This is a genomic window from Pseudomonas sp. FSL W5-0203 (assembly GCF_001896155.1).
GTDB classification, from domain to species: Bacteria; Pseudomonadota; Gammaproteobacteria; order Pseudomonadales; family Pseudomonadaceae; genus Aquipseudomonas; species Aquipseudomonas paracarnis.
This window is the reverse complement of sequence record NZ_MPOR01000050.1, coordinates 1-19498: the sequence shown is the minus strand read 5'-3', so window position 1 is coordinate 19498 and position 19498 is coordinate 1. Positions and strand designations below refer to the sequence as shown.

The following is a 19498-nucleotide window of genomic DNA, read 5'->3' as shown; positions in this document are numbered from 1 at the left end:
GATCACCGGCACCAGAGAGATATAACGGTTCACCACGTGATGGCGCGAATAAACGACTAGCACGGTCATGCGATTAACTTCCTTTTTATACTATTGCGACTTCCAAGTCCGCACTCACTAAAGCCGATGCCCGCCAATGTGTCAATACAATAACCTTGTCATTCCTCTGGAATTAACCTGCACCCGCGCCAACACCCCGTAATGACAAGGGGCGCTTTCGTTCAAGCCCAGCTATTTGAAAAACAAATAATACTGAAAGCAACACGCTCAGTGAGTATAGAGAGCGTTATTTCTACTTATATAACTACGTAGCCGCACTTCAGCTGAGCCAGGGGTTGGCCGCGAGGAAGTGGCGCTCAGATGCGTGGCTGCTGACGACATCACACAGCGGCATGATCACGTCCTTGGAGGTCTGCCCTGGCCTAACGCAAGCCGCTGAACGCCTGCGGGCTGGCGTACTGCGTGTTCGATCAGCGCATAAATGCGGCCTGAATGTGAACCTGAAACATTTTCTTTCATATCCACCTTAGGGATTTCTCATGCTCATCCGTCTTAACTTAGATACAGCCTGTCGCGTCAGCAAAAGCTACGACTGGCCTTTTCCGGGCCTCTATTGCCCCCTCCGATCAAGACCCTCATTCATATGTCGAAGAAGTCACGCTCCAAACTCTGGTTTCTCGTCCATAGCTGGCTGGCGTTGCCCATCTGGTTCTTTGTACTGATCGTCTGCGTCACCGGCACCCTGGCCGTGGTGAGCCAGGAAATCGTGTGGCTGGCCAACCCGGATATCCGCGCCAGCAAGCCGTCGGATGACGCTCAGCCGCTGAGCTTTGACCAGGTGATCGCGGCCATCAAGCACGATGAGCCCAAAGCCATCGTCCAGTCCATCATCCGCCCGGATGAATCGCACTTCGCGCTAAGCGTCGGCCTCAGCTACCCGGACGGGCGCTCCGTGGAGGTGTATGCCAATCCCTACACCGGCGCGCTCCAGGGCATCAGCCCCTCGTTCAACTTCCAGCAATTCACCCGCGCCCTGCATGGTTGGTGGCTGGTGCCGTTCACCAATGGGTACAGCTGGGGCTGGTACCTGGTGTCTGCGTTGGGCTTGCCGCTGCTGGCTTCACTGGTCACCGGGCTGGTGGTGTACAAGCGCTTCTGGAAAGGCTTCCTGCGCCCTACCCTGCGCATCCGCCACGGTGCGCGGATCTTCTGGGGCGACTTTCACCGCCTGAGTGGCATCTGGTCGATCTGGTTTATCGCGGTCATTTCTATCACCGGCACCTGGTTCCTGATCGAGGCTGTCCTGGGCGACAACCAGATATCCATTTCCAGTGAACCCATCGTGCCAGTGATCGCACGGGATAAGGTGCCGCTGTCGGCGCCGGGCGTGCCGGCACCGATGATCCCTATCGACAAGGCGATCGACATCGCCGCCGAGCGGATCCCCGGCCTGGACGCCAGCTTTGTGTTCATGCCAAGCAACGCCTACAGCCACCTGCAGATCGGCGGGCGTGGCTGGTACCCGTTGATGTTCCAGACCGCACAGCTGAACCCCTATGACGGTGAAGTCGCGGTCTCGAACCTGTTGTCCGACCGTACCCCGCTGGAATTCGTCACCGAGTCGATGCGCCCACTGCACACCGGGGACTTTGGCGGTTTGTGGATCAAGCTGATCTGGGCATTCTTCGGCCTGGTGCTGAGCATGATGGTATTGAGCGGCTTGCTGATCTGGACCAAGCGCACCGCTCTGGCCACCCTCAACGCCCTCAAGCGCGAGGCCAAGACACAACGTCAGCACGCGCCCATCCCGACCATGCACGCCGACACCTCGGAGGCCCAGCGATGAGCAAGGTTGCAACCGTACCGCCGTCCCCGCTGCGCGCCTTTTGGCTGAAATGGCGTTTCCATATCAACATCCTGCTGTTGCTGGTGCCGCTGGGGTTCATGCCCAAATACTTTGCCGACGCCGCGTTGTTTCGCGGGGATACCGGCATCGGCGAGCGCGTGGCCGGGCAGGTGCAAGTCGGTCCCTGGAGCCTGACGCTGGCTGAGTTTCGCAACGAAGGCCCGAGCCCGAACCCGGCTGGCCCGATGAAGTTCTTCAACGCTGCCCTGTGCGATACCTGTGCCGAGCAGGTCAAGGCCACTTACCTGCGTATCGGCAAACCCCGCAGCCTGCGCGCCGCCGGAGTGATCTTCTTCGGCACGCCGTACCGCATGGGCGCCGCCCTGCCGATCCCAGAACGCACCCCGGCGGATGCCGAAATATGGGTGACCATGGAAGGGTGGGACGGCAGCATGCACCAGGGTTCCATCCCGCTGAGCCAGGCCTCGCCTGCCACCATTGCCTGGCTGAACAAGCAAGGAGTCAAACCATGACGTTCAAGCGCCTCACCCGCGCCGCGCTGTTGCTGTGCGCCGGCCTGAGCACCACCGCCTTCGCCCACAACCCGATGTGCGAATGCAAAGAAATCCCCGGCGAGCAGATACAGTGCAAAGGCGGTTTTTCCGACGGCAGTGGCGCCCCCGGCGTAACCCTGGATGTGATCGGCTACGACGAAACCATCCTGGTGCCGGGCAAGCTTGGCGAGGATTCGACCCTGACCTTCAAGAAGCCCGCCGCCGAATTCTACGTGCTGTTCGATGCCGGCCCCGGCCACGTGGTGGAAATCGACCAAGCGGATATCCCGTCGCAATGAGTACCACACAGGTTGTACGCCCCGCCGGCGCGGGCCACGAAACCCTTTATGTGTTGCTGTTGTGCCTGATCATCCTCGCGGTGGCGGGCACGGTCGTGGCGCTGCACGGGGAAACCCAGGAAGTCGCGGCAGTGCCCAGCCACCAGCTGGACGCCCGCCGCGACCTGAGCGCCGCCGAGCAAGGCATCTACGCCGACCTGCGGGTGACCCTGGATGAAATCCACCTGTTGCAGCAGGAACACAGCGCCCTGCCGACGCCTGAGCAACTGGCCGAAGAAGGCTTCGCGCCCTTTGCCCAGGATGCCAGTTCGGTCAGCCGTGGCGGCCATCGCTGGCAGCTGCTGGCACCCGCCGCCTACCTGGGCTTGAGCCAGGCGCCGGCCACCAGCGGTTCGCTGCTGATGCGCGTGCAAGGCAGTGAGCCGGATATCTGGCTCAACCGCAGCGCCAACCTTGCCGCCCCTTCCGACCTCACTGACCAGGCGCTGATCGCGGCCGGCTGGCAGCAGGTGGTCGCGCAATTCGATGCTGGCGTCACCCGCCAGCACCGTCACTGAACGAGAAGACCGATTGCCCATGTCCATGTCATCGCCCCTGTTGCGCCTTTTACTGGTTGGCCTGTTCAGCCTGATGCTCACCCCCCTTGCCAATGCCGAGGCGGCCAAGCGCCTGCGTATCGGCATTACCTTGCACCCCTATTACAGCTACGTGGCCAATATCGTGGGCGACAAGGCCGAGGTGGTGCCGCTGATTCCCGCCGGTTTCAACCCGCACGCCTACGAGCCGCGCGCCGAAGACATCAAGCGCATCGGCACCCTGGATGTGATCGTGCTCAACGGCGTCGGCCATGACGACTTCGCCGACCGTATGATCGCCACCAGCGAGCGCCCGGACATCCCGGTGATCGAAGCCAATGCCAACGTGCCGCTGCTCGCCGCTACAGGTAACGCGGCACGCGGTGCGGGCAAGGTGGTCAACCCGCACACCTTCCTGTCGATCAGCGCGTCGATTGCCCAGGTCAATAACATTGCCCGTGAGTTGGGCAAGCTCGACCCGGACAACGCTAAAACCTACACCCAGAACGCTCGCGCCTACGGCAAGCGCTTGCGCCAGATGCGCGCCGACGCCCTGGCCAAGCTGACCAGCGCGCCCAACCCCGACCTGCGTGTCGCCACCGTACACGCGGCCTACGACTACCTGTTGCGCGAGTTTGGCCTGGAAGTCACCGCCGTGGTCGAGCCGGCCCACGGTATCGAGCCAAGCCCCAGCCAGCTGAAAAAGACCATCGATGAACTGCGTGCTCTGGATGTGAAAGTGATCTTCTCGGAGATGGATTTCCCGTCCACCTACGTCGATACCATCCAGCGTGAATCCGGGGTCAAGCTGTACCCGCTGTCGCATATTTCCTACGGCGAATACAGCGCAGAGAAGTACGAAGTGGAGATGACCGGCAACCTCAACACCGTGGTACGGGCGATTCAGGAGTCGGGAGCATGACCGCCGCGCAGCACCTGAACGCCGTCAACGTCGGCCCCACCCTGAACTTCGACCAGGTCTCGCTGACCCTGGGGCGCACCGCAATCCTCGATGGCGTGAGTTTCCAGGTACAACCGGGCAGCATCCACGCACTGGTAGGTCCCAACGGCGGCGGTAAAAGCTCGCTGATCAAGACCCTGCTGGGGCAGACGCCGCACCAGGGGCGTTTGAGCCTGGAATGGCCAACCACACCCGGCACCATCGGTTACGTGCCCCAGGCGCTGGAATTTGACCGCGGCTTGCCGATGACCGTGGACGATTTCATGGCTGCCATGTGCCAGCGTCGTCCGGCGTTTCTGGGCCTTTCCAGGCATTACGCAGCGGCGATTGGCGATGCCCTTGAGCGCGTTGGCATGCAAGACAAGCGCAAGCGCCGCATGGGCGCGTTGTCCGGCGGTGAGCGCCAGCGCGTACTGCTGGCCCAGGGGCTGATTCCTGCGCCGCAGTTGCTGGTGCTGGATGAGCCGATGTCGGCCCTCGACGAGGCGGGTATCCAGGTGTTCGAACGGCTGTTGAACGACTGGCGCCTGGCCGGGATTACCGTCCTGTGGATCGAGCACGACCTAGAGGCCGTGGGCCGCCTGGCCGACCGCGTCACCGGTCTTAACCGCCGCGTGCTGTTCGACGCCACACCGAAAGAGGCGCTGACCCCGGACCGCCTGCTCACTCTGTTCTCCACCCACCCTCGGAGCCCGGCCCCATGAGTTATGAAGCCTTTCGCTTGATGGTCCAGGGCTGGGCCTCTGCCGGTTACCTGCCCGAAGCCCTGGCCTACGGGTTTGTGGTCAACGCCCTGCTCGCCGGCTTGTTGATCGGCCCGGTACTCGGCGGCCTGGGTACGCTGGTGGTGGTCAAGCGCTTTGCGTTTTTCTCCGAAGCGGTCGGCCATGCCGCGCTGACCGGCGTGGCCGTGGGCATTCTGCTGGGCGAACCCTATACCGGGCCTTATGGCAGCCTGTTTGGCTACTGCCTGCTGTTCGGCATCCTGCTCAATTACCTGCGTAACCGCACCGGCCTGGCGCCCGATACCTTGATCGGCGTGTTCCTGTCCGTGTCCCTGGCACTGGGGGCAAGCCTGCTGCTGATCCTGGCCGGCAAGATCAACGTGCACATTCTCGAGAACGTGCTGTTTGGCTCGGTGCTGACGGTCAACGGCAACGACCTGCTGGTACTGGCCATTGTCGGCTCGCTGGTGATGGCCCTGGCATTGCCGCTGTACAACCGCATCATGCTGGCCAGTTTCAACCCGCAATTGGCAGCAGTGCGCGGGGTGGCGGTGAAAAGCCTGGACTACCTGTTCGTGATCCTGGTGACCCTGATCACCGTGGCCGCGGTCAAGGTCATCGGCGCAATCCTGGTCGGTGCCTTGCTGGTGATTCCTGCCGCTGCGGCGCGCCTGTTGAGCCAGTCACTCAAAGGGTTTTTCTGGATCTCGGTGCTGATCGCTACCGTCAGCACCCTGTGCGGCATCCTGCTGCCGATTATCTTCGACCTGCCCATCCCATCCGGTGCCGCCATCATTCTGGTTGCCGGTATCGCCTTCGCCTTCGCCGCCATCGCCCGTGGCGTTGTGCCCAGCCTCAAAGGGAATCTTGGATAATGCGCCCTGTCTTTCGCCCACTGGCCCTGGCCATCGCTTGCTTGATGAGTACGTCGGCACTGGCCGTCGACGGTTTCGACGCCAAGGACTTCAAAGTCAACCAGGGCCTCGGTCACGCAGCCCTGACCAAGACCAAGCCGCCGGTCAAGGTGCTGGCGTCGCTGCCGATTACCTACGGCTTGGCCGAGGCGCTGCTCACAGGCACCAACGTAGCGCTTGAACGCGCCGCACCGGCCAATCTGCCGGGTTCGCGGCAGGTGTCCTACTTCACCGGCCGCGGTGCTGCGGCATTGAACAAGTTGGCGCTGGACGCCGACGCGGCCATCGGCCTGCGCTCGCTGTGGGCCGATGACCCGCTGTACCCCGTGGCGCGGCGCAGCAATATCCGCATCGTCGAAGTCGATGCCGCACGCCCGGTGGACGGCGGCTTGCCGGGTATCGCAGTACAACCGGGGGTCACCGATGGCTTGAACAGCCAACCCTGGCAATCGAGCAACAATATGGGGCGCATGGCCGACGTGATGGCCGCCGACCTGAGCCGCCTGGCGCCGGCTGCCAAACCCAGGATCGACGCTAACCTGGCCGCGCTCAAACAGCGTTTACTCAAGCTCACCGCCGACAGCGAGGCGCGATTGGCCAAGGCCGACAACCTGAGTGTGCTCAGCTTGAGCGATCACTTCGCGTACCTGGTCAGCAGCCTGAACCTGGAAGTGCTCAGCACCGATGCACGGCCCGACGCCGAGTGGACGCCCGAGGCGCTGCAAAAACTCAGCAGCGCGTTGAAGGACAACGCTGTGGCGGTGGTGCTGCATCACCGTCAACCCAGCGATGCAGTCAAAACCGCCGTCACTGCCGGCGGCTCCAGACTGTTGGTGTTGAATGTGGACGGCGCCGACCCGGTGACGGAGTTGGAAACCAATGTAGACCAAGTGATCAAGGCACTTACACCCTAGGCAAGCCACCGATCCGTCAGAGATAAACTCGGTTCAATGTGGGAGCTGGCTTGCCTGCGATGCGGACGCCTCGGTTTATCAGGCGCACCGAGTCGATGCCATCGCAGGCAAGCCAGCTCCCACATGGGCTCGCGGTGCACCAGCCGCTACACCACATCCACACCCACATGAATCGCATCATGCCGCCAGAACTCCAGGTCGCAGTCGATCAGGCGTTGATGCTGGTCGTAATTGACCCGGGCGATGCGCAAGCCCGGGCTGCCTGCCGAGACGCGTAGCGCAGCGGCCGCTTCCACCGGTAGCGAGGTGGGCACAATCTCGAAACGCACCCGCCCGTAGTGCAAGTCATATTTGCTGGCATACAGCTCAGTCATCGACTGATTCAAATCGCACGCCAGGATCCCCGGAAAATACTGCGGGTTCAGATAGTGCTCCACATACAACACCAGGCGCCCGTCAATCCTGCGCCCCCGGCAAATCTGGATCACGCTCGACAACGCCGGCAACTGCAACCACGCGCACACCGCCGCCGACGCCGGTTGCAGGCGTGCGGAGATGACCTGCGTGGAAGCCTCGCGCCCCTGATCGCTGACCATGGCGTGAAAGTGGCTGCGCTGCATCAGGTTATAGGCCAGCCGTGGCGGCGAAACGAACCAGCCCCGACGCTCTTCGCGGTAAATCTGCCCTTGGGCCTCAAGCTGTAACAAGGCTTCCCGCACCGTAATCCGAGTGGTACCAAACAACTCGCTGAGCTTGCGTTCGGCGGGCAGTTTGCTGGCAGGCGGCAACAGGCCGTGGTCGATCTGCTCCTGCAGCGCCAGGCCGATGGAAGTTACCGCCTTGATTGCCTCATCACGCATCAACGTTACCTATCTGGACTAGACCAGCACCGTTCAGGTGCATAAAACGCGCTCTATCTGGGCTTTTGCTGCTGGGTGCCAGCCTAGGCACTCCAGATGACCGACAGATGACAAAGGCTGTCGACTGCGTCTTCCACACCCTGCAATACATCGGCCAAGTCCAAGGCCTGCGGGCACTTGGGCATGGTCTACGCTAAGTCAGAGCTGAACGACATCAGCGCTTCAAAAACGACATCGACATGAAACTGTCATCCAGGGGGCCTAGATTGGCTCAGGTATTGCTGACCTAGACCAAACCACCGCTAACGTTCAGATAAAACGCCGCGTTGAAAACGCCCAAAGGAGCTTCGGATGAAACAGCTTTTCCTGGCATCACTGTTAGGCTCGACCATTGCCATGTGCACCGCCGCCATGGCTGCTGATACCGATCTAAAAACCTTGGAAGCCGCCGCCAAAGCGGAAGGCGCCGTCAACAGCGTCGGCATGCCCGATGACTGGGCCAACTGGAAAGGCACCTGGGAAGACCTGGCCAAAACCTACGGCCTCAAGCACATCGACACCGACATGAGCTCGGCCCAGGAAATCGCCAAGTTCAAAGCCGAAAAGGACAACGCCAGCGCCGATATCGGTGACGTGGGCGCGGCCTTCGGCCCGATCGCGGTAAAGCAAGAAGTGACCCAGCCGTACAAACCATCCACCTGGGCACAGGTGCCGGATTGGGCGAAAGACAAGGACGGTCACTGGGCCCTGGCTTACACCGGTACCATTGCCTTTATCGTCAACAAGAAGCTGCTGCACGGCTCCGAAGTGCCCACCACCTGGGCTGACCTGCAAACCGGTAAATACAAGGTATCGGTGGGTGACGTGAGCACCGCCGCCCAGGCTTCGAACGCAGTACTCGCCGCGGCCATCGCCAACAAAGGCGACGAGAAAAACATCGCGCCGGGCCTGCAATTTTTCACCAAGATCGCCCAGCAAGGTCGCCTCTCGCTGTCCAACCCGACCATCGCTACCATGGAAAAAGGCGAAGTCGAAGTGGGCCTCGTCTGGGACTTCAACGGCCTGAGCTATAAGGCCAAGATGGCCAACCCCGATGACTACGTGGTGCTGATCCCCTCGGATGGCTCGGTGAAATCCGGCTACACCACCCTCATCAACAAATACGCCAAGCACCCGAACGCCGCCAAGCTCACCCGCGAATACATCTTCAGCGATGCCGGCCAGCTCAACCTAGCGCGCGGCAATGCGCGTCCGATCCGGGCTGAAACCGACTTGAAACTGCCGGCAGACGTTGCCAAAAACCTGATCCCGGGCGAGCAGTACACCAAGGCCAACCCGCAGCCGATCAAGGATGCCGATGCCTGGGAAGCGACGTCCAAGAAGCTGCCACAGATGTGGAACGAGCAAGTCATCGTAGAAATGAAGTAATCGGTCTCTCTGATCCAAAGGCGGTCAGTGTGGGAGCTGGCTTGCCTGCGATAGCGGTCTGACATTCAACATTTGTGTCCACTGATACACCGCCATCGCAGGCAAGCCAGCTCCCACATTTGATCCCATTCCACGTTGATACTGAGCCATACCCTCTGTTGCGGAGCCCCAGCCCCCATGAAGCACACTGTCATCCTTGTGGTGCTCGACGGCCTCAACTTCGAGGTTGCCCGGCACGCCATGGGGCACTTGCAGGCCTATGTCGGCGCCGGACGCGCAGCCCTCTACACACTGGAATGTGAACTGCCTGCCCTGTCCCGCCCGTTGTACGAGTGCATCCTCACCGGCGTGCCGCCGATCCAAAGCGGTGTCGTGCACAACAACGTCTCGCGCCTGTCCACCCAGCGCAGCATTTTCCATTACGCCACCGACGCCGGCTTGAGCACCGCTGCGGCGGCTTACCACTGGGTCAGCGAGTTGTATAACCGCACGCCCTTTCTCGCCGCCCGCGATCGTCATACCGACGACAAGGCGCTGGCGATCCAGCATGGGCATTTCTACTGGAATGACCACTACCCCGATTCCCACCTGTTCGCCGACGCCGAAAGCCTGCGGCTCAAGCACGCGCCAAACTTTTTGCTGGTGCACCCCATGAACATCGACGACGCCGGTCACAAGCATGGCCTCGACACCGCGCAATACCGCAACAGCGCACGCTCGGCTGACATTATCCTGGCCGACTACCTGCAAGACTGGCTCGATGCCGGCTACCAGGTACTGGTCACCGCCGACCACGGCATGAACAACGACCGCTCCCACAACGGCCTGTTGCGCGAAGAACGGGAAGTGCCACTGTTTGTCATCGGTGACGCCTTCAGCCTGGACACCGACGCTGCGCCGAAACAAACCGACCTGTGCGGCACCATCTGCGAACTGCTGGGCGTGCCCCACAACAAGCCTGTGTGCCGGGAGCTGCTCAAGTGATTGCATTGACCCGCGGCAAATGGCTGGCCCTGCTATGCCTGCTGCCCTTCGCACTGTTCTTTATCGTGTTCGAGATCGCGCCGCTGGTATGGGTGCTGATCAGCAGCCTGCAAACCGAAGAGTCCGGCTGGAGCCTGGAAAACTTCACCCGCATCTTCACCTCGAAGTTCTACCGGCAGGCCATCCAGTTCAGCCTGGAGATCAGTTTCTACTCCAGCATCTTCGGCATCATCATCGCCACCCTGGGCAGCTACTCATTGCGCCGAGTGGATTCGCCGCTGCGCAACTTCGTCACCGCATTCGCCAACATGACCAGCAACTTCGCCGGCGTACCCCTGGCCTTCGCGTTCATCATCCTGCTGGGGTTCAACGGCAGTATCACCCTCATGCTCAAGCAGGCCGGGATCATTGAGGACTTCAACCTGTACTCGAAAACCGGCCTGATCATCCTCTATACCTACTTCCAGATTCCCCTCGGCGTACTGCTGCTCTACCCGGCCTTCGACGCATTGCGCGAAGACTGGCGCGAGTCGGCCGCCCTGCTCGGTGCGAATGGCTGGCAGTTCTGGCGGCATATCGGCCTGCCGGTGCTCACCCCGGCGCTGCTCGGTACCTTTGTGATCCTGTTGGCCAACGCCCTCGGCGCCTATGCCACGGTATATGCACTGACCACCGGCAACTTCAACGTACTGCCGATTCGCATTGCCGGCCTGGTCTCCGGCGATGTGTCGCTGGACCCGAACATGGCCAGCGCCCTGGCCGTGGTGCTGGTGGCGCTGATGACCGTGGTCACGGTGGTGCATCAACTGCTGCTCAAGAGGAGCTACCATGTCTCGCGCTGAAGCCGGCTCGGCCTCCCTCTACCACCGGGTGGTGGTGTACCTGTTGTTCCTGATCCTGGTACTGCCTTTGGTAGGCACCTTTGTCTACTCGATTTCCAGCAGTTGGTCGGCAACCATCCTGCCTGCCGGCTTCAGCGTGAAATGGTATGTACAGCTGTGGAGCGACCCGCGCTTTCTGATGGCCTTCGGGCAATCGTTGCTGGTGTGCGTGGGCGCACTGATCCTTTCGGTGGTGTTGATTTTGCCGCTGCTGTTCGTGGTGCACTACCACTTTCCCAAGCTCGACGCGTTGATGAACATCCTGATCCTGCTGCCCTTTGCGGTGCCGCCGGTGGTGTCCTCGGTGGGTCTGCTGCAACTGTACGGGTCCGGGCCGCTGGCGATGGTGGGCACGCCGTGGATTTTGATCGGCTGCTACTTCACCGTCGCGCTGCCGTTCATGTACCGCGCGATCACCAACAACCTGCAAGCCATCAACCTGCGCGACCTGATGGACGCTTCGCAACTGCTCGGCGCCAGCACCTGGCAGGCCGCGATCCTGGTGGTGCTGCCCAACCTGCGCAAGGGCCTGATGGTGGCGCTGCTGCTGTCGTTCTCGTTCCTGTTCGGCGAGTTCGTGTTCGCCAACATCCTCGTCGGCACCCGGTACGAAACCCTGCAGGTGTACCTCAACAACATGCGCAACAGCAGTGGCCATTTCACCAGCGCCGTGGTGATCTCTTATTTCTTCTTTGTGCTGGTACTGACCTGGGCCGCCACTCTCTTGAACAAGGACAAAAGCCAATGAGCTTCGTCAGCGTCCAACACCTGCAAAAAAGCTACGCCGGCACCCCGGTGTTCAGCGATATCAATTGCGAGGTCGCCAAAGGCGAGTTCGTCACCCTGCTCGGCCCGTCCGGTTGCGGCAAATCCACTTTGTTGCGCTGCATCGCCGGGCTTACGCCGGTGGACAGTGGCCAGATCCTCCTGGATGGCCAGGACATCGTGCCCCTGAGCCCACAGAAACGCCAGATCGGCATGGTGTTCCAGAGCTACGCGCTGTTCCCCAACATGACCGTGGAACAGAACGTCGCCTTCGGCCTGCGCATGCAAAAGGTCAACGCCGACGACAGCAACAAGCGCGTGCAAGAAGTGCTGCAACTGGTGGAGCTCAAGGACCTGGCCGGCCGTTATCCGCACCAGATGTCCGGTGGCCAGTGCCAGCGCGTCGCTCTTGCCCGCTCCCTGGTGACGCGCCCGCGCCTGCTGTTGCTGGATGAACCGCTGTCGGCATTGGATGCACGTATTCGCAAGCACTTGCGCGAGCAGATCCGCCAGATCCAGCGCGAGCTGGGGCTGACCACGATCTTCGTGACCCATGACCAGGAAGAAGCGCTGACCATGTCCGACCGCATCTTCTTGATGAACCAGGGCAAGATCGTGCAGAGCGGTGATGCCGAAACCCTCTATACCGCGCCGGTGGATGTGTTCGCTGCCGGGTTTATCGGCAACTACAACCTGCTCGATGCCGACAAGGCCAGCCAACTGCTGCAGCGGCCGATCAGCGGGCGCATCGCGATTCGCCCCGAGGCCATCGAGTTGAGCCGCAGCGGCGAGCTCGATGCGTTGGTGCGTAGCCACAGCCTGCTGGGTAACGTGATTCGCTACCGCATCGAAGCCCGTGGCGTCGAGCTGGTGGTGGACGTGCTCAATCGTTCGGCCGACGACCTGCACCCGGATGGCCAGCGCCTGGCACTTTCCATCGACCCCAGCGCACTGTGTGAAGTAGCCTGACAGGCAGCGACCTATTGAGAGAGAGCATCACCGATGGCATTGGTAATTTTTGATCTGGACGACACCCTGATCCACGGCGACTGCGCCACGCTGTGGAGCGAACAAATGGGCCGCCTTGGCTGGGTGGACCCTGAGTCGTTCATGCGCAGGAACAACGAGCTGATGGATGCCTACAGCCAGGGCAAGCTGCGGATGGAAGATTTCATGGATTTCAGCCTGGAGCCGATGATCGGCCGTACCCCGGAAGAAATCGAGCACTTGGTGGAGCCGTGGGTCGAGGACGTCATCGAGCCGCTGATCTACAGCGACGCCACCAAGACCATCGCCCGCCACCGCGCGAACGGCGACCGAATCCTGGTGATTTCGGCTTCGGGCACTCACCTGGTCACGCCGATTGCTGCGCGTATCGGTATCGAGGAAGTGCTGGGGATTAACCTGAGCGTCAGCCATGGGGTATACGACGGCAAGACAGAGGGTGTACTGACTTACCGTGAAGGCAAGATCACGCGGTTGCTGGAATGGCTGGAGCAGGAAGGCGAAACCCTTGAAGGTGCCTATTTCTATTCGGACTCGCGCAATGATTTACCGCTGCTGCTCAAGGTGGATCACCCGCAGGTGGTGAACCCGGACCCGGTGTTGCGCGCCCATGCCGAACAGGCCGGCTGGCCGATCCACCACTGGACCTGAATCAATAGACATCAACCTGTGGGAGCTGGCTTGCCTGCGATAGCGGTGCGCCAGATGAAGAATTCTTCACTGTTGCACCGCTATCGCAGGCAAGCCAGCTCCCACACTGACTGCATTTCAATCTAGGATTCGGTCAGGCTATTGGCAATATGGACTACACCGGACGTAGGACGAGGTTGTTCTAGCCCCCCACATCACCGTCAACGCCTTGCAATGCTTTCACAGTGCCTCCATAGTGAGTCTGGACTGAGCCCGGTGCTGTAGCGCCGGGCTTTTTGCATTATGCGACCGGACCATATGGAACCGGCTCCCTCAAAGACGGCCTAATATGCGTTATCAATTGCCCCCGCGTCGAATCAGCATGAAGCATCTGTTCCCCAGCACCGCCCTCGCATTTTTCATTGGTCTCGGCTTCGCGTCGATGTCGACCAATACGTTCGCAGCCAATAGCTGGGACAACCTTCAGCCTGATCGCGATGAGGTGATTGCCAGCCTTAACGTCGTCGAGTTGCTCAAGCGCCATCACTACAGCAAGCCGCCGCTGGACGACGCTCGCTCAGTGATCATCTACGACAGCTACCTCAAGCTGCTGGACCCCTCGCGTAGCTACTTCCTGGCCAGCGATATCGCTGAGTTCGACAAGTGGAAGACCCAATTCGACGACTTCCTCAAGAGCGGCGACCTGCAGCCCGGCTTCACCATCTACAAGCGTTACCTGGACCGCGTCAAAGCGCGTCTGGATTTCGCGTTGGGTGAGCTGAACAAAGGTATCGACAAGCTCGATTTCACACAGAAAGAAACCCTTCTGGTGGACCGCAAAGACGCCCCTTGGCTGACCAGCACCGCAGCCCTGGACGACCTGTGGCGCAAACGCGTCAAGGACGAAGTGCTACGCTTGAAGATCGCCGGCAAAGAGCCCAAGGCCATTCAAGAACTGCTGACCAAGCGCTACAAGAACCAGCTGGCACGCCTGGACCAGACCCGTGCCGAGGATATCTTCCAGGCCTACATCAACACCTTTGCGATGTCCTACGACCCGCACACCAATTATCTGTCGCCAGATAACGCGGAAAATTTCGATATCAATATGAGTCTGTCCCTGGAAGGCATCGGTGCCGTCCTGCAAAGCGACAATGACCAGGTGAAGATCGTACGTTTGGTGCCGGCAGGCCCTGCTGACAAAACCAAGCAAGTGGCACCGGCCGACAAGATCATCGGCGTGGCCCAGGCCGACAAAGAGATGGTCGATGTGGTCGGCTGGCGCCTGGACGAAGTGGTCAAGCTGATCCGCGGGCCTAAAGGCAGCGTGGTGCGCCTGGAAGTGATTCCACACACCAATGCACCGAACGACCAGACCAGCAAGATCGTGTCCATCACTCGTGAAGCGGTGAAGCTCGAAGACCAGGCTGTGCAGAAGAAAGTCCTCAACCTCAAGCAGGATGGCAAGGACTACAAGCTGGGCGTGATTGAAATCCCGGCCTTCTACCTGGACTTCAAGGCGTTTCGTGCCGGGGATCCGGACTACAAGTCCACCACCCGCGACGTGAAGAAAATCCTGACAGAACTGCAGAAAGAGAAAGTCGACGGCGTGGTCATCGACCTGCGCAACAACGGCGGCGGCTCCCTGCAGGAAGCCACCGAGCTGACCAGCCTGTTTATCGACAAGGGCCCGACCGTGCTGGTACGCAACGCTGACGGCCGTGTCGACGTGCTCGAAGACGAGAACCCGGGGGCCTTCTACAAAGGGCCGATGGCGCTGCTGGTCAACCGCCTCTCGGCCTCGGCCTCGGAGATTTTCGCCGGCGCCATGCAGGACTACCACCGTGCGTTGATCATCGGCGGCCAGACCTTCGGCAAGGGCACCGTGCAGACCATCCAGCCGCTGAATCATGGCGAGCTTAAACTGACACTGGCCAAGTTCTACCGGGTATCCGGGCAGAGCACCCAGCATCAAGGCGTACTGCCGGATATCGATTTCCCGTCGATCATCGACACCAAGGAAATCGGCGAAAGCGCCCTGCCTGAAGCCATGCCGTGGGACACCATCCGCCCTGCGATCAAGCCGGCGTCGGATCCGTTCAAGCCCTTCCTGGCGCAGTTGAAGGCTGACCATGACACCCGCTCCGCCAAGGACGCCGAGTTCGTGTTTATCCGTGACAAGCTGGCCCTGGCCAAGAAGCTGATGGAAGAGAAGACCGTCAGCCTTAACGAAGCGGATCGCCGTGCACAGCATTCCAGCATCGAGAATCAGCAACTGGTACTGGAAAACACCCGCCGCAAGGCCAAGGGTGAAGACCCGCTCAAAGAGCTGAAGAAAGAAGATGAAGACGCGCTGCCGACCGAGGCGGATAAAACCAAGCCGGAAGACGACGCTTACTTGGCCGAGACTGGCCGGATCCTGCTGGATTACCTGAAAATCACCAAGCAGGTGGCCAAGCAGTAAATGATGGCGATTTAATGTGATCGCTCCTCGGAGTGTCATCATATAGACATCATTCTGTCGTGAAATAAAAGGACCGCAGGTTTACGCCTGCGGTCCTTTTTTTTGATCGAGACCGCCATGACCATGACCGAACAGCTGAATGCATTGGGCTCAATCCTGGCTCAAGGCAGTTTGCACAGCCTGTTCCAACCGATCATCTGCCTGTCGGAGCGGCGCATCCTCGGTTATGAAGCCCTCAGTCGTGGCCCGTCCAACAGCCCGCTGCACTCCCCCGTTGCGCTGTTCTCGGTGGCCAGCCATGCCGGGCGCCTGAGCGAACTGGACATGGCGTGTCGAGAGAGTGCGTGCCGGCGCTTCAGCGAGCAGAAACTGCCCGGCAAGCTGTTCCTCAATATCTCGCCGGAATCCTTGATGGAGCACGCGCATCAGCCAGGGCGCACCCTGCAACTGTTGCGCGACTTCGGTATTTCTCCCAGCCAAGTGGTGATCGAGCTCACCGAGCAAGCGCCCACCGACGATTTCGCGCTGTTGCAAACTGCCTTGCACCACTACCGCGACATGGGTTTTGCCATCGCACTGGATGACTTGGGCGCCGGTTATTCCAGTTTGCGGTTGTGGTCGGAACTGCGCCCGGACTACGTGAAGATCGACCGGCACTTTATCGACGGCATTCACCAGGACGCCCTCAAGCGCGAGTTTGTCGGCTCGATCCTGCAGATCGCCAGGGCATCCCGCGCCCAAGTGATTGCCGAGGGCATCGAACTGCCAGAAGAACTGGCGGTGTTGACCGAGATGGGCGTCGACCTGGTCCAGGGCTACCTGCTCTGCCGCCCTCAGGAAAAGCCGCCGCAGGAAGCGCGCCTGATGCTGCCCAAGCCGGATAGCGCCACGCTGGCCCTCAATGACGAAGGCAGTGACCTGAGCGCACTGCTCAATGAGCAACCCGCCGTGGATCAAGACACCGCCACCGCCCAAGTGCTGGAATCGTTCCGCCGCCAGGCCAACCTCAACTCGCTGGCGGTGTTAGACGGCCGTGGTTGCCCGGTCGGCATTGTGCACCGGCACTCGTTGTCGGACGCGTTGCTCAAGCCGTTCGCGACCGATCTGTTTGCACGTAAACCCATCAGTCGCTTGATGAGCGATGATTTTTTGGCGGTGGAACTGAGCCAGTCCTTGCAACAGGTCAGCCGCTTATTGACCAGCCGCGCGCGGCAACGCATCGAAGAGGATTTCATCATCACCCTGAACGGTGATTACCTGGGGCTGGGTCGGGTCATTGACGTGCTCAAGTTGATCACGGAGCTGAAAATCCAGCAGGCCCGCTACGCCAACCCGTTGACCTTGTTGCCTGGCAATGTGCCGATCCAGCAATGCCTCACCCGGCTGCTGCAGCAACAGCGCGAGTCGGTGATCTGCTATGTGGATATCGACAGTTTCAAACCGTTCAACGACATCTACGGCTACGGGCGCGGGGATGAAGTGCTGCTGTGCCTGGCGCAGTGCCTCAACGACCGGGTAGACCCCAGCCGCGACTTTGTCGGGCACATTGGCGGCGATGACTTTCTGCTGGTGCTGGGCCCGCAGGACTGGCGCAAGCGGCTCAACCAACTGCTGGACGATTTCCACACCCAATGCCGACGCTTCTACCGCGCTGAACACCTTGAGGCTGGGTGCTTCGTGGCCCTCAATCGCCAGGGCGCGCGCCAGGAGTTTGCATTGCTGTCGCTGTCCATCGGTGTAGTGCATTTGTATCCTCAGGCCTGCGCACAACTCGATGCCAGCCAGTTGGCAGAGCTGGCTTCACAAGCCAAGCACCATGCCAAGGATGTGGCGGGCTATAGCATCCACGTGATCGACAGCATGGACACCTGCGCCCAGGCGCTTTAGGCCTCGGCGGATTCCGGGTACTCGTACTCGAACACCCGCACCACTTCGGATGCATGCCAGGACGCGGCGGCCACACCATCGGAAGGCCCGCTGAACCGCCCCAGGCGCTCAACACACTCAAAAAAACCGGTGCGCGGCAGGCGGCTGGCACCCTGGCTGATCACCAGGGAACTGCGCAGCGGTTGCTCCGCCTTGGCATCCAGTGCCGCCAGGTGCTCCAGGGCCGCAGCCAGGGTCTGCATGGCCGGCGTCGGGAATTGCAGGCGCTCAAGCAGCGCACGGTAGGTGAGCAAATGGCGCTGGCGCCGCGCCTGATCCAGTTCGTTGAGCAACCCATCCCAGTGTTGACGACTAATACGTAAGCTCAAGACTCATCCCTCCAACCTGCAACGCCCAATTCCCAGGCCAGGCTGCGGCGAATGGCGGCATCCGGCTGGCGTTCACCACTTTCTATCAATCCAAGATACGAAGGGCTGATGCCCACGGTACGCGCCAGGGCCTCGATTGCCAGGCCCTTGGCCTCCCGCAGGCCGCGCAGGGCTGCAAGCGGACGCAGGTCCTGCTCGATAGCGGTGGGTGCAACAGAAGGAGAAGCGCGTGTTGGTTGCAATTGACCGGCAGCTTTTAGCAGCGCCTGGTACTGGCCCCATGGCAACACCGCGTATTCGGGTGCGCCATCGCGTGAAATGATCTGGATATCCATGACTGCCCCGTAGGATAAAAACACTTACTAAGTAAGTTATTTCCTTAGGAGTGTAATCCTAACAGCCACAAAGGTCGCAGGGGATACCGGGCAACATTAGTTTTTTTGCGGGTTTTCCCGGGCCAGCAGCTCAGGCGTCGCTGGCAGGCGCTCAACCACCGCAAGTTTTTCCGGGCGCTGCCCATCGCGCCAGGCACGAAACGCGCTCAGTTCGCCGCTCAGGGTCTTCATGACCCATGCCAGCACGGCGATGTCATCGAGCATGCCGAACATAGGGAGGAAGTCCGGAATGGCATCAATCGGGCTGAGAAAGTACATCAGCCCCGCTACCACCGAAATCAGCGCCTTGGGGCTGATGGCACGGTATTCGCCACGCCAGTAAGCCAGGCAAAGGGCCTGAAGCAATTTGAGATCGTCCTTGAGCTGGCCGAGCCGATTGCCTTGGCTTGAGCCTTTGGCTGCAACGGCAAACAACAAGGTTGGCAAGCGCCCGCGACCCAGCAAGCGTGCGGCCATAGGCAGGAAGCGGGTGAAAGTGAACGGTGGTTTCATAGGGCACTCCAGTTCCAGGCGATATAAAAGGTTATCCACACAAATTGTGGATAACCTTGTGAACAGAGCCTGTTTTATCGGCTGAAAGCCACGGACTACAAGGCCTACAGTCAGATCGGGCGTTTTTTGCGCACATAAAAAAAACCCAAGAATTCATTGACTTGGCATGTATGTGCGGCTACCCGTGCTCGAGTCTTATATCAGACTGTGTCCGGTTGCAGACGTTCGTTTGGATTTGCAGAGGCTTCAACGTAGGGGCTGGCTGGCGTGCGATAGCCATAGACATCTACACGACCCGGTACGACGTGGCAGCCTGCCAGCCGATGCCTATCTCCCAGACACCCCCGGCTCCAAATGTGGGAGCTGGCTTGCCTGCGATTGCCTTAGGCATCAACACAACTTTACAGGCTGTAGCAGCCAACGCTAACCACGATGCGAAGCGAGCCGCTCTTGATCTTGATCTGCTTTTGATCTTAGGCGCCCCGTTAAACCACGCTGGCCGGAATTCGACAGGGATTTGGGGGGTAAACCGGCAGGGATGCCGGTTTAGC

20 protein-coding genes are annotated in these 19498 nt (G+C 60.5%); 16 read left to right on the top strand and 4 right to left on the bottom strand.

Translation table 11 applies throughout. The annotated features are described in order from the left end of the window. Nucleotides 1-643 precede the first annotated feature (643 nt). From BOP96_RS26410 to BOP96_RS26375, 8 genes are read left to right on the top strand one after another with little or no spacing between them, the layout of a single operon-like run. Nucleotides 644-1846, top strand: a complete 1203-nt coding sequence (locus tag BOP96_RS26410; protein WP_032901929.1) for a PepSY-associated TM helix domain-containing protein — start codon at nt 644-646, stop codon at nt 1844-1846. Then, nucleotides 1843-2379, top strand: a complete 537-nt coding sequence (locus BOP96_RS26405) for a hypothetical protein (RefSeq protein ID WP_019817260.1) — start codon at nt 1843-1845, stop codon at nt 2377-2379. The genes BOP96_RS26410 and BOP96_RS26405 overlap by 4 nt, the downstream gene beginning before the upstream one ends. Next, nucleotides 2376-2699, top strand: coding sequence for a hypothetical protein (locus BOP96_RS26400; protein WP_014717808.1), 324 nt, complete (start codon nt 2376-2378; stop codon nt 2697-2699). Before BOP96_RS26405 ends, BOP96_RS26400 begins: the two co-directional genes overlap by 4 nt. Next, nucleotides 2696-3256 (top strand): DUF6162 family protein, encoded by a 561-nt coding sequence (locus tag BOP96_RS26395; RefSeq protein ID WP_014717807.1) that lies wholly within the window; start codon nt 2696-2698, stop codon nt 3254-3256. The genes BOP96_RS26400 and BOP96_RS26395 overlap by 4 nt, the downstream gene beginning before the upstream one ends. 19 nt (nt 3257-3275) lie before the next feature. Then, on the top strand, nt 3276-4196 hold the full coding sequence (locus BOP96_RS26390; protein ID WP_032901958.1) for a metal ABC transporter substrate-binding protein: 921 nt from the start codon (nt 3276-3278) through the stop codon (nt 4194-4196). Next, nucleotides 4193-4939 carry a metal ABC transporter ATP-binding protein gene (locus BOP96_RS26385; RefSeq protein WP_073454479.1) on the top strand — a complete coding sequence of 249 codons (747 nt, stop codon included), beginning with the start codon at nt 4193-4195 and terminating at the stop codon, nt 4937-4939. The genes BOP96_RS26390 and BOP96_RS26385 overlap by 4 nt, the downstream gene beginning before the upstream one ends. Further along, nucleotides 4936-5835: a metal ABC transporter permease gene (locus BOP96_RS26380; RefSeq protein WP_032901932.1), complete on the top strand. Its 900-nt coding sequence runs from the start codon at nt 4936-4938 to the stop codon at nt 5833-5835. Before BOP96_RS26385 ends, BOP96_RS26380 begins: the two co-directional genes overlap by 4 nt. Beyond that, complete coding sequence (locus BOP96_RS26375; protein ID WP_020301068.1) at nt 5835-6788, top strand: metal ABC transporter solute-binding protein, Zn/Mn family; 954 nt, start codon at nt 5835-5837, stop codon at nt 6786-6788. The genes BOP96_RS26380 and BOP96_RS26375 overlap by 1 nt, the downstream gene beginning before the upstream one ends. 146 nt (nt 6789-6934) lie before the next feature. Here the strand turns inward: BOP96_RS26375 and BOP96_RS26370 are convergent, their stop codons facing one another. Then, nucleotides 6935-7648 (bottom strand): UTRA domain-containing protein, encoded by a 714-nt coding sequence (locus BOP96_RS26370; protein ID WP_020301069.1) that lies wholly within the window; start codon nt 7646-7648, stop codon nt 6935-6937. 351 nt (nt 7649-7999) lie between these two features. Here BOP96_RS26370 and BOP96_RS26365 point away from each other — a divergent pair, with 351 nt between their 5' ends. The 8 genes from BOP96_RS26365 to BOP96_RS26330 all read left to right on the top strand — a co-directional run bounded on the left by BOP96_RS26365 (nt 8000) and on the right by BOP96_RS26330 (nt 17692). Continuing rightward, a complete protein-coding gene (locus BOP96_RS26365; protein ID WP_014717801.1) occupies nt 8000-9076 on the top strand; it encodes an ABC transporter substrate-binding protein in 1077 nt (358 codons plus the stop codon). A gap of 177 nt (nt 9077-9253) precedes the next feature. Further along, nucleotides 9254-10060: an alkaline phosphatase family protein gene (locus BOP96_RS26360; protein ID WP_014717800.1), complete on the top strand. Its 807-nt coding sequence runs from the start codon at nt 9254-9256 to the stop codon at nt 10058-10060. After that, complete coding sequence (locus tag BOP96_RS26355; RefSeq protein ID WP_032901935.1) at nt 10057-10902, top strand: ABC transporter permease; 846 nt, start codon at nt 10057-10059, stop codon at nt 10900-10902. Before BOP96_RS26360 ends, BOP96_RS26355 begins: the two co-directional genes overlap by 4 nt. Continuing rightward, nucleotides 10889-11689, top strand: coding sequence for an ABC transporter permease (locus BOP96_RS26350; protein WP_020301071.1), 801 nt, complete (start codon nt 10889-10891; stop codon nt 11687-11689). Before BOP96_RS26355 ends, BOP96_RS26350 begins: the two co-directional genes overlap by 14 nt. Then, a complete protein-coding gene (locus BOP96_RS26345) occupies nt 11686-12675 on the top strand; it encodes an ABC transporter ATP-binding protein (protein WP_019817262.1) in 990 nt (329 codons plus the stop codon). The genes BOP96_RS26350 and BOP96_RS26345 overlap by 4 nt, the downstream gene beginning before the upstream one ends. 33 nt (nt 12676-12708) lie before the next feature. Further along, entirely contained in the window at nt 12709-13362 is a 654-nt protein-coding gene (locus tag BOP96_RS26340) for an HAD family hydrolase (RefSeq protein WP_014717797.1), read from the top strand. Between the two features lie 361 nt (nt 13363-13723). After that, on the top strand, nt 13724-15805 hold the full coding sequence (locus tag BOP96_RS26335; RefSeq protein WP_224796967.1) for a carboxy terminal-processing peptidase: 2082 nt from the start codon (nt 13724-13726) through the stop codon (nt 15803-15805). A 117-nt stretch (nt 15806-15922) separates the two neighbouring features. After that, the gene (locus tag BOP96_RS26330) at nt 15923-17692 is read left to right on the top strand and encodes a bifunctional diguanylate cyclase/phosphodiesterase (protein ID WP_020301074.1); all 1770 of its coding nucleotides are present in this window, start codon (nt 15923-15925) and stop codon (nt 17690-17692) included. Here BOP96_RS26330 and BOP96_RS26325 read toward each other — a convergent pair. The 3 genes from BOP96_RS26325 to BOP96_RS26315 form a co-directional block, all read right to left on the bottom strand. Next, nucleotides 17689-18060 carry a hypothetical protein gene (locus BOP96_RS26325; protein ID WP_005786715.1) on the bottom strand — a complete coding sequence of 124 codons (372 nt, stop codon included), beginning with the start codon at nt 18058-18060 and terminating at the stop codon, nt 17689-17691. The genes BOP96_RS26330 and BOP96_RS26325 overlap by 4 nt on opposite strands. Continuing rightward, complete coding sequence (locus BOP96_RS26320; RefSeq protein ID WP_073454477.1) at nt 18057-18395, bottom strand: helix-turn-helix domain-containing protein; 339 nt, start codon at nt 18393-18395, stop codon at nt 18057-18059. Before BOP96_RS26320 ends, BOP96_RS26325 begins: the two co-directional genes overlap by 4 nt. 96 nt (nt 18396-18491) lie before the next feature. Then, entirely contained in the window at nt 18492-18947 is a 456-nt protein-coding gene (locus tag BOP96_RS26315; RefSeq protein WP_014717793.1) for a YkvA family protein, read from the bottom strand. Nucleotides 18948-19498 lie beyond the last annotated feature (551 nt).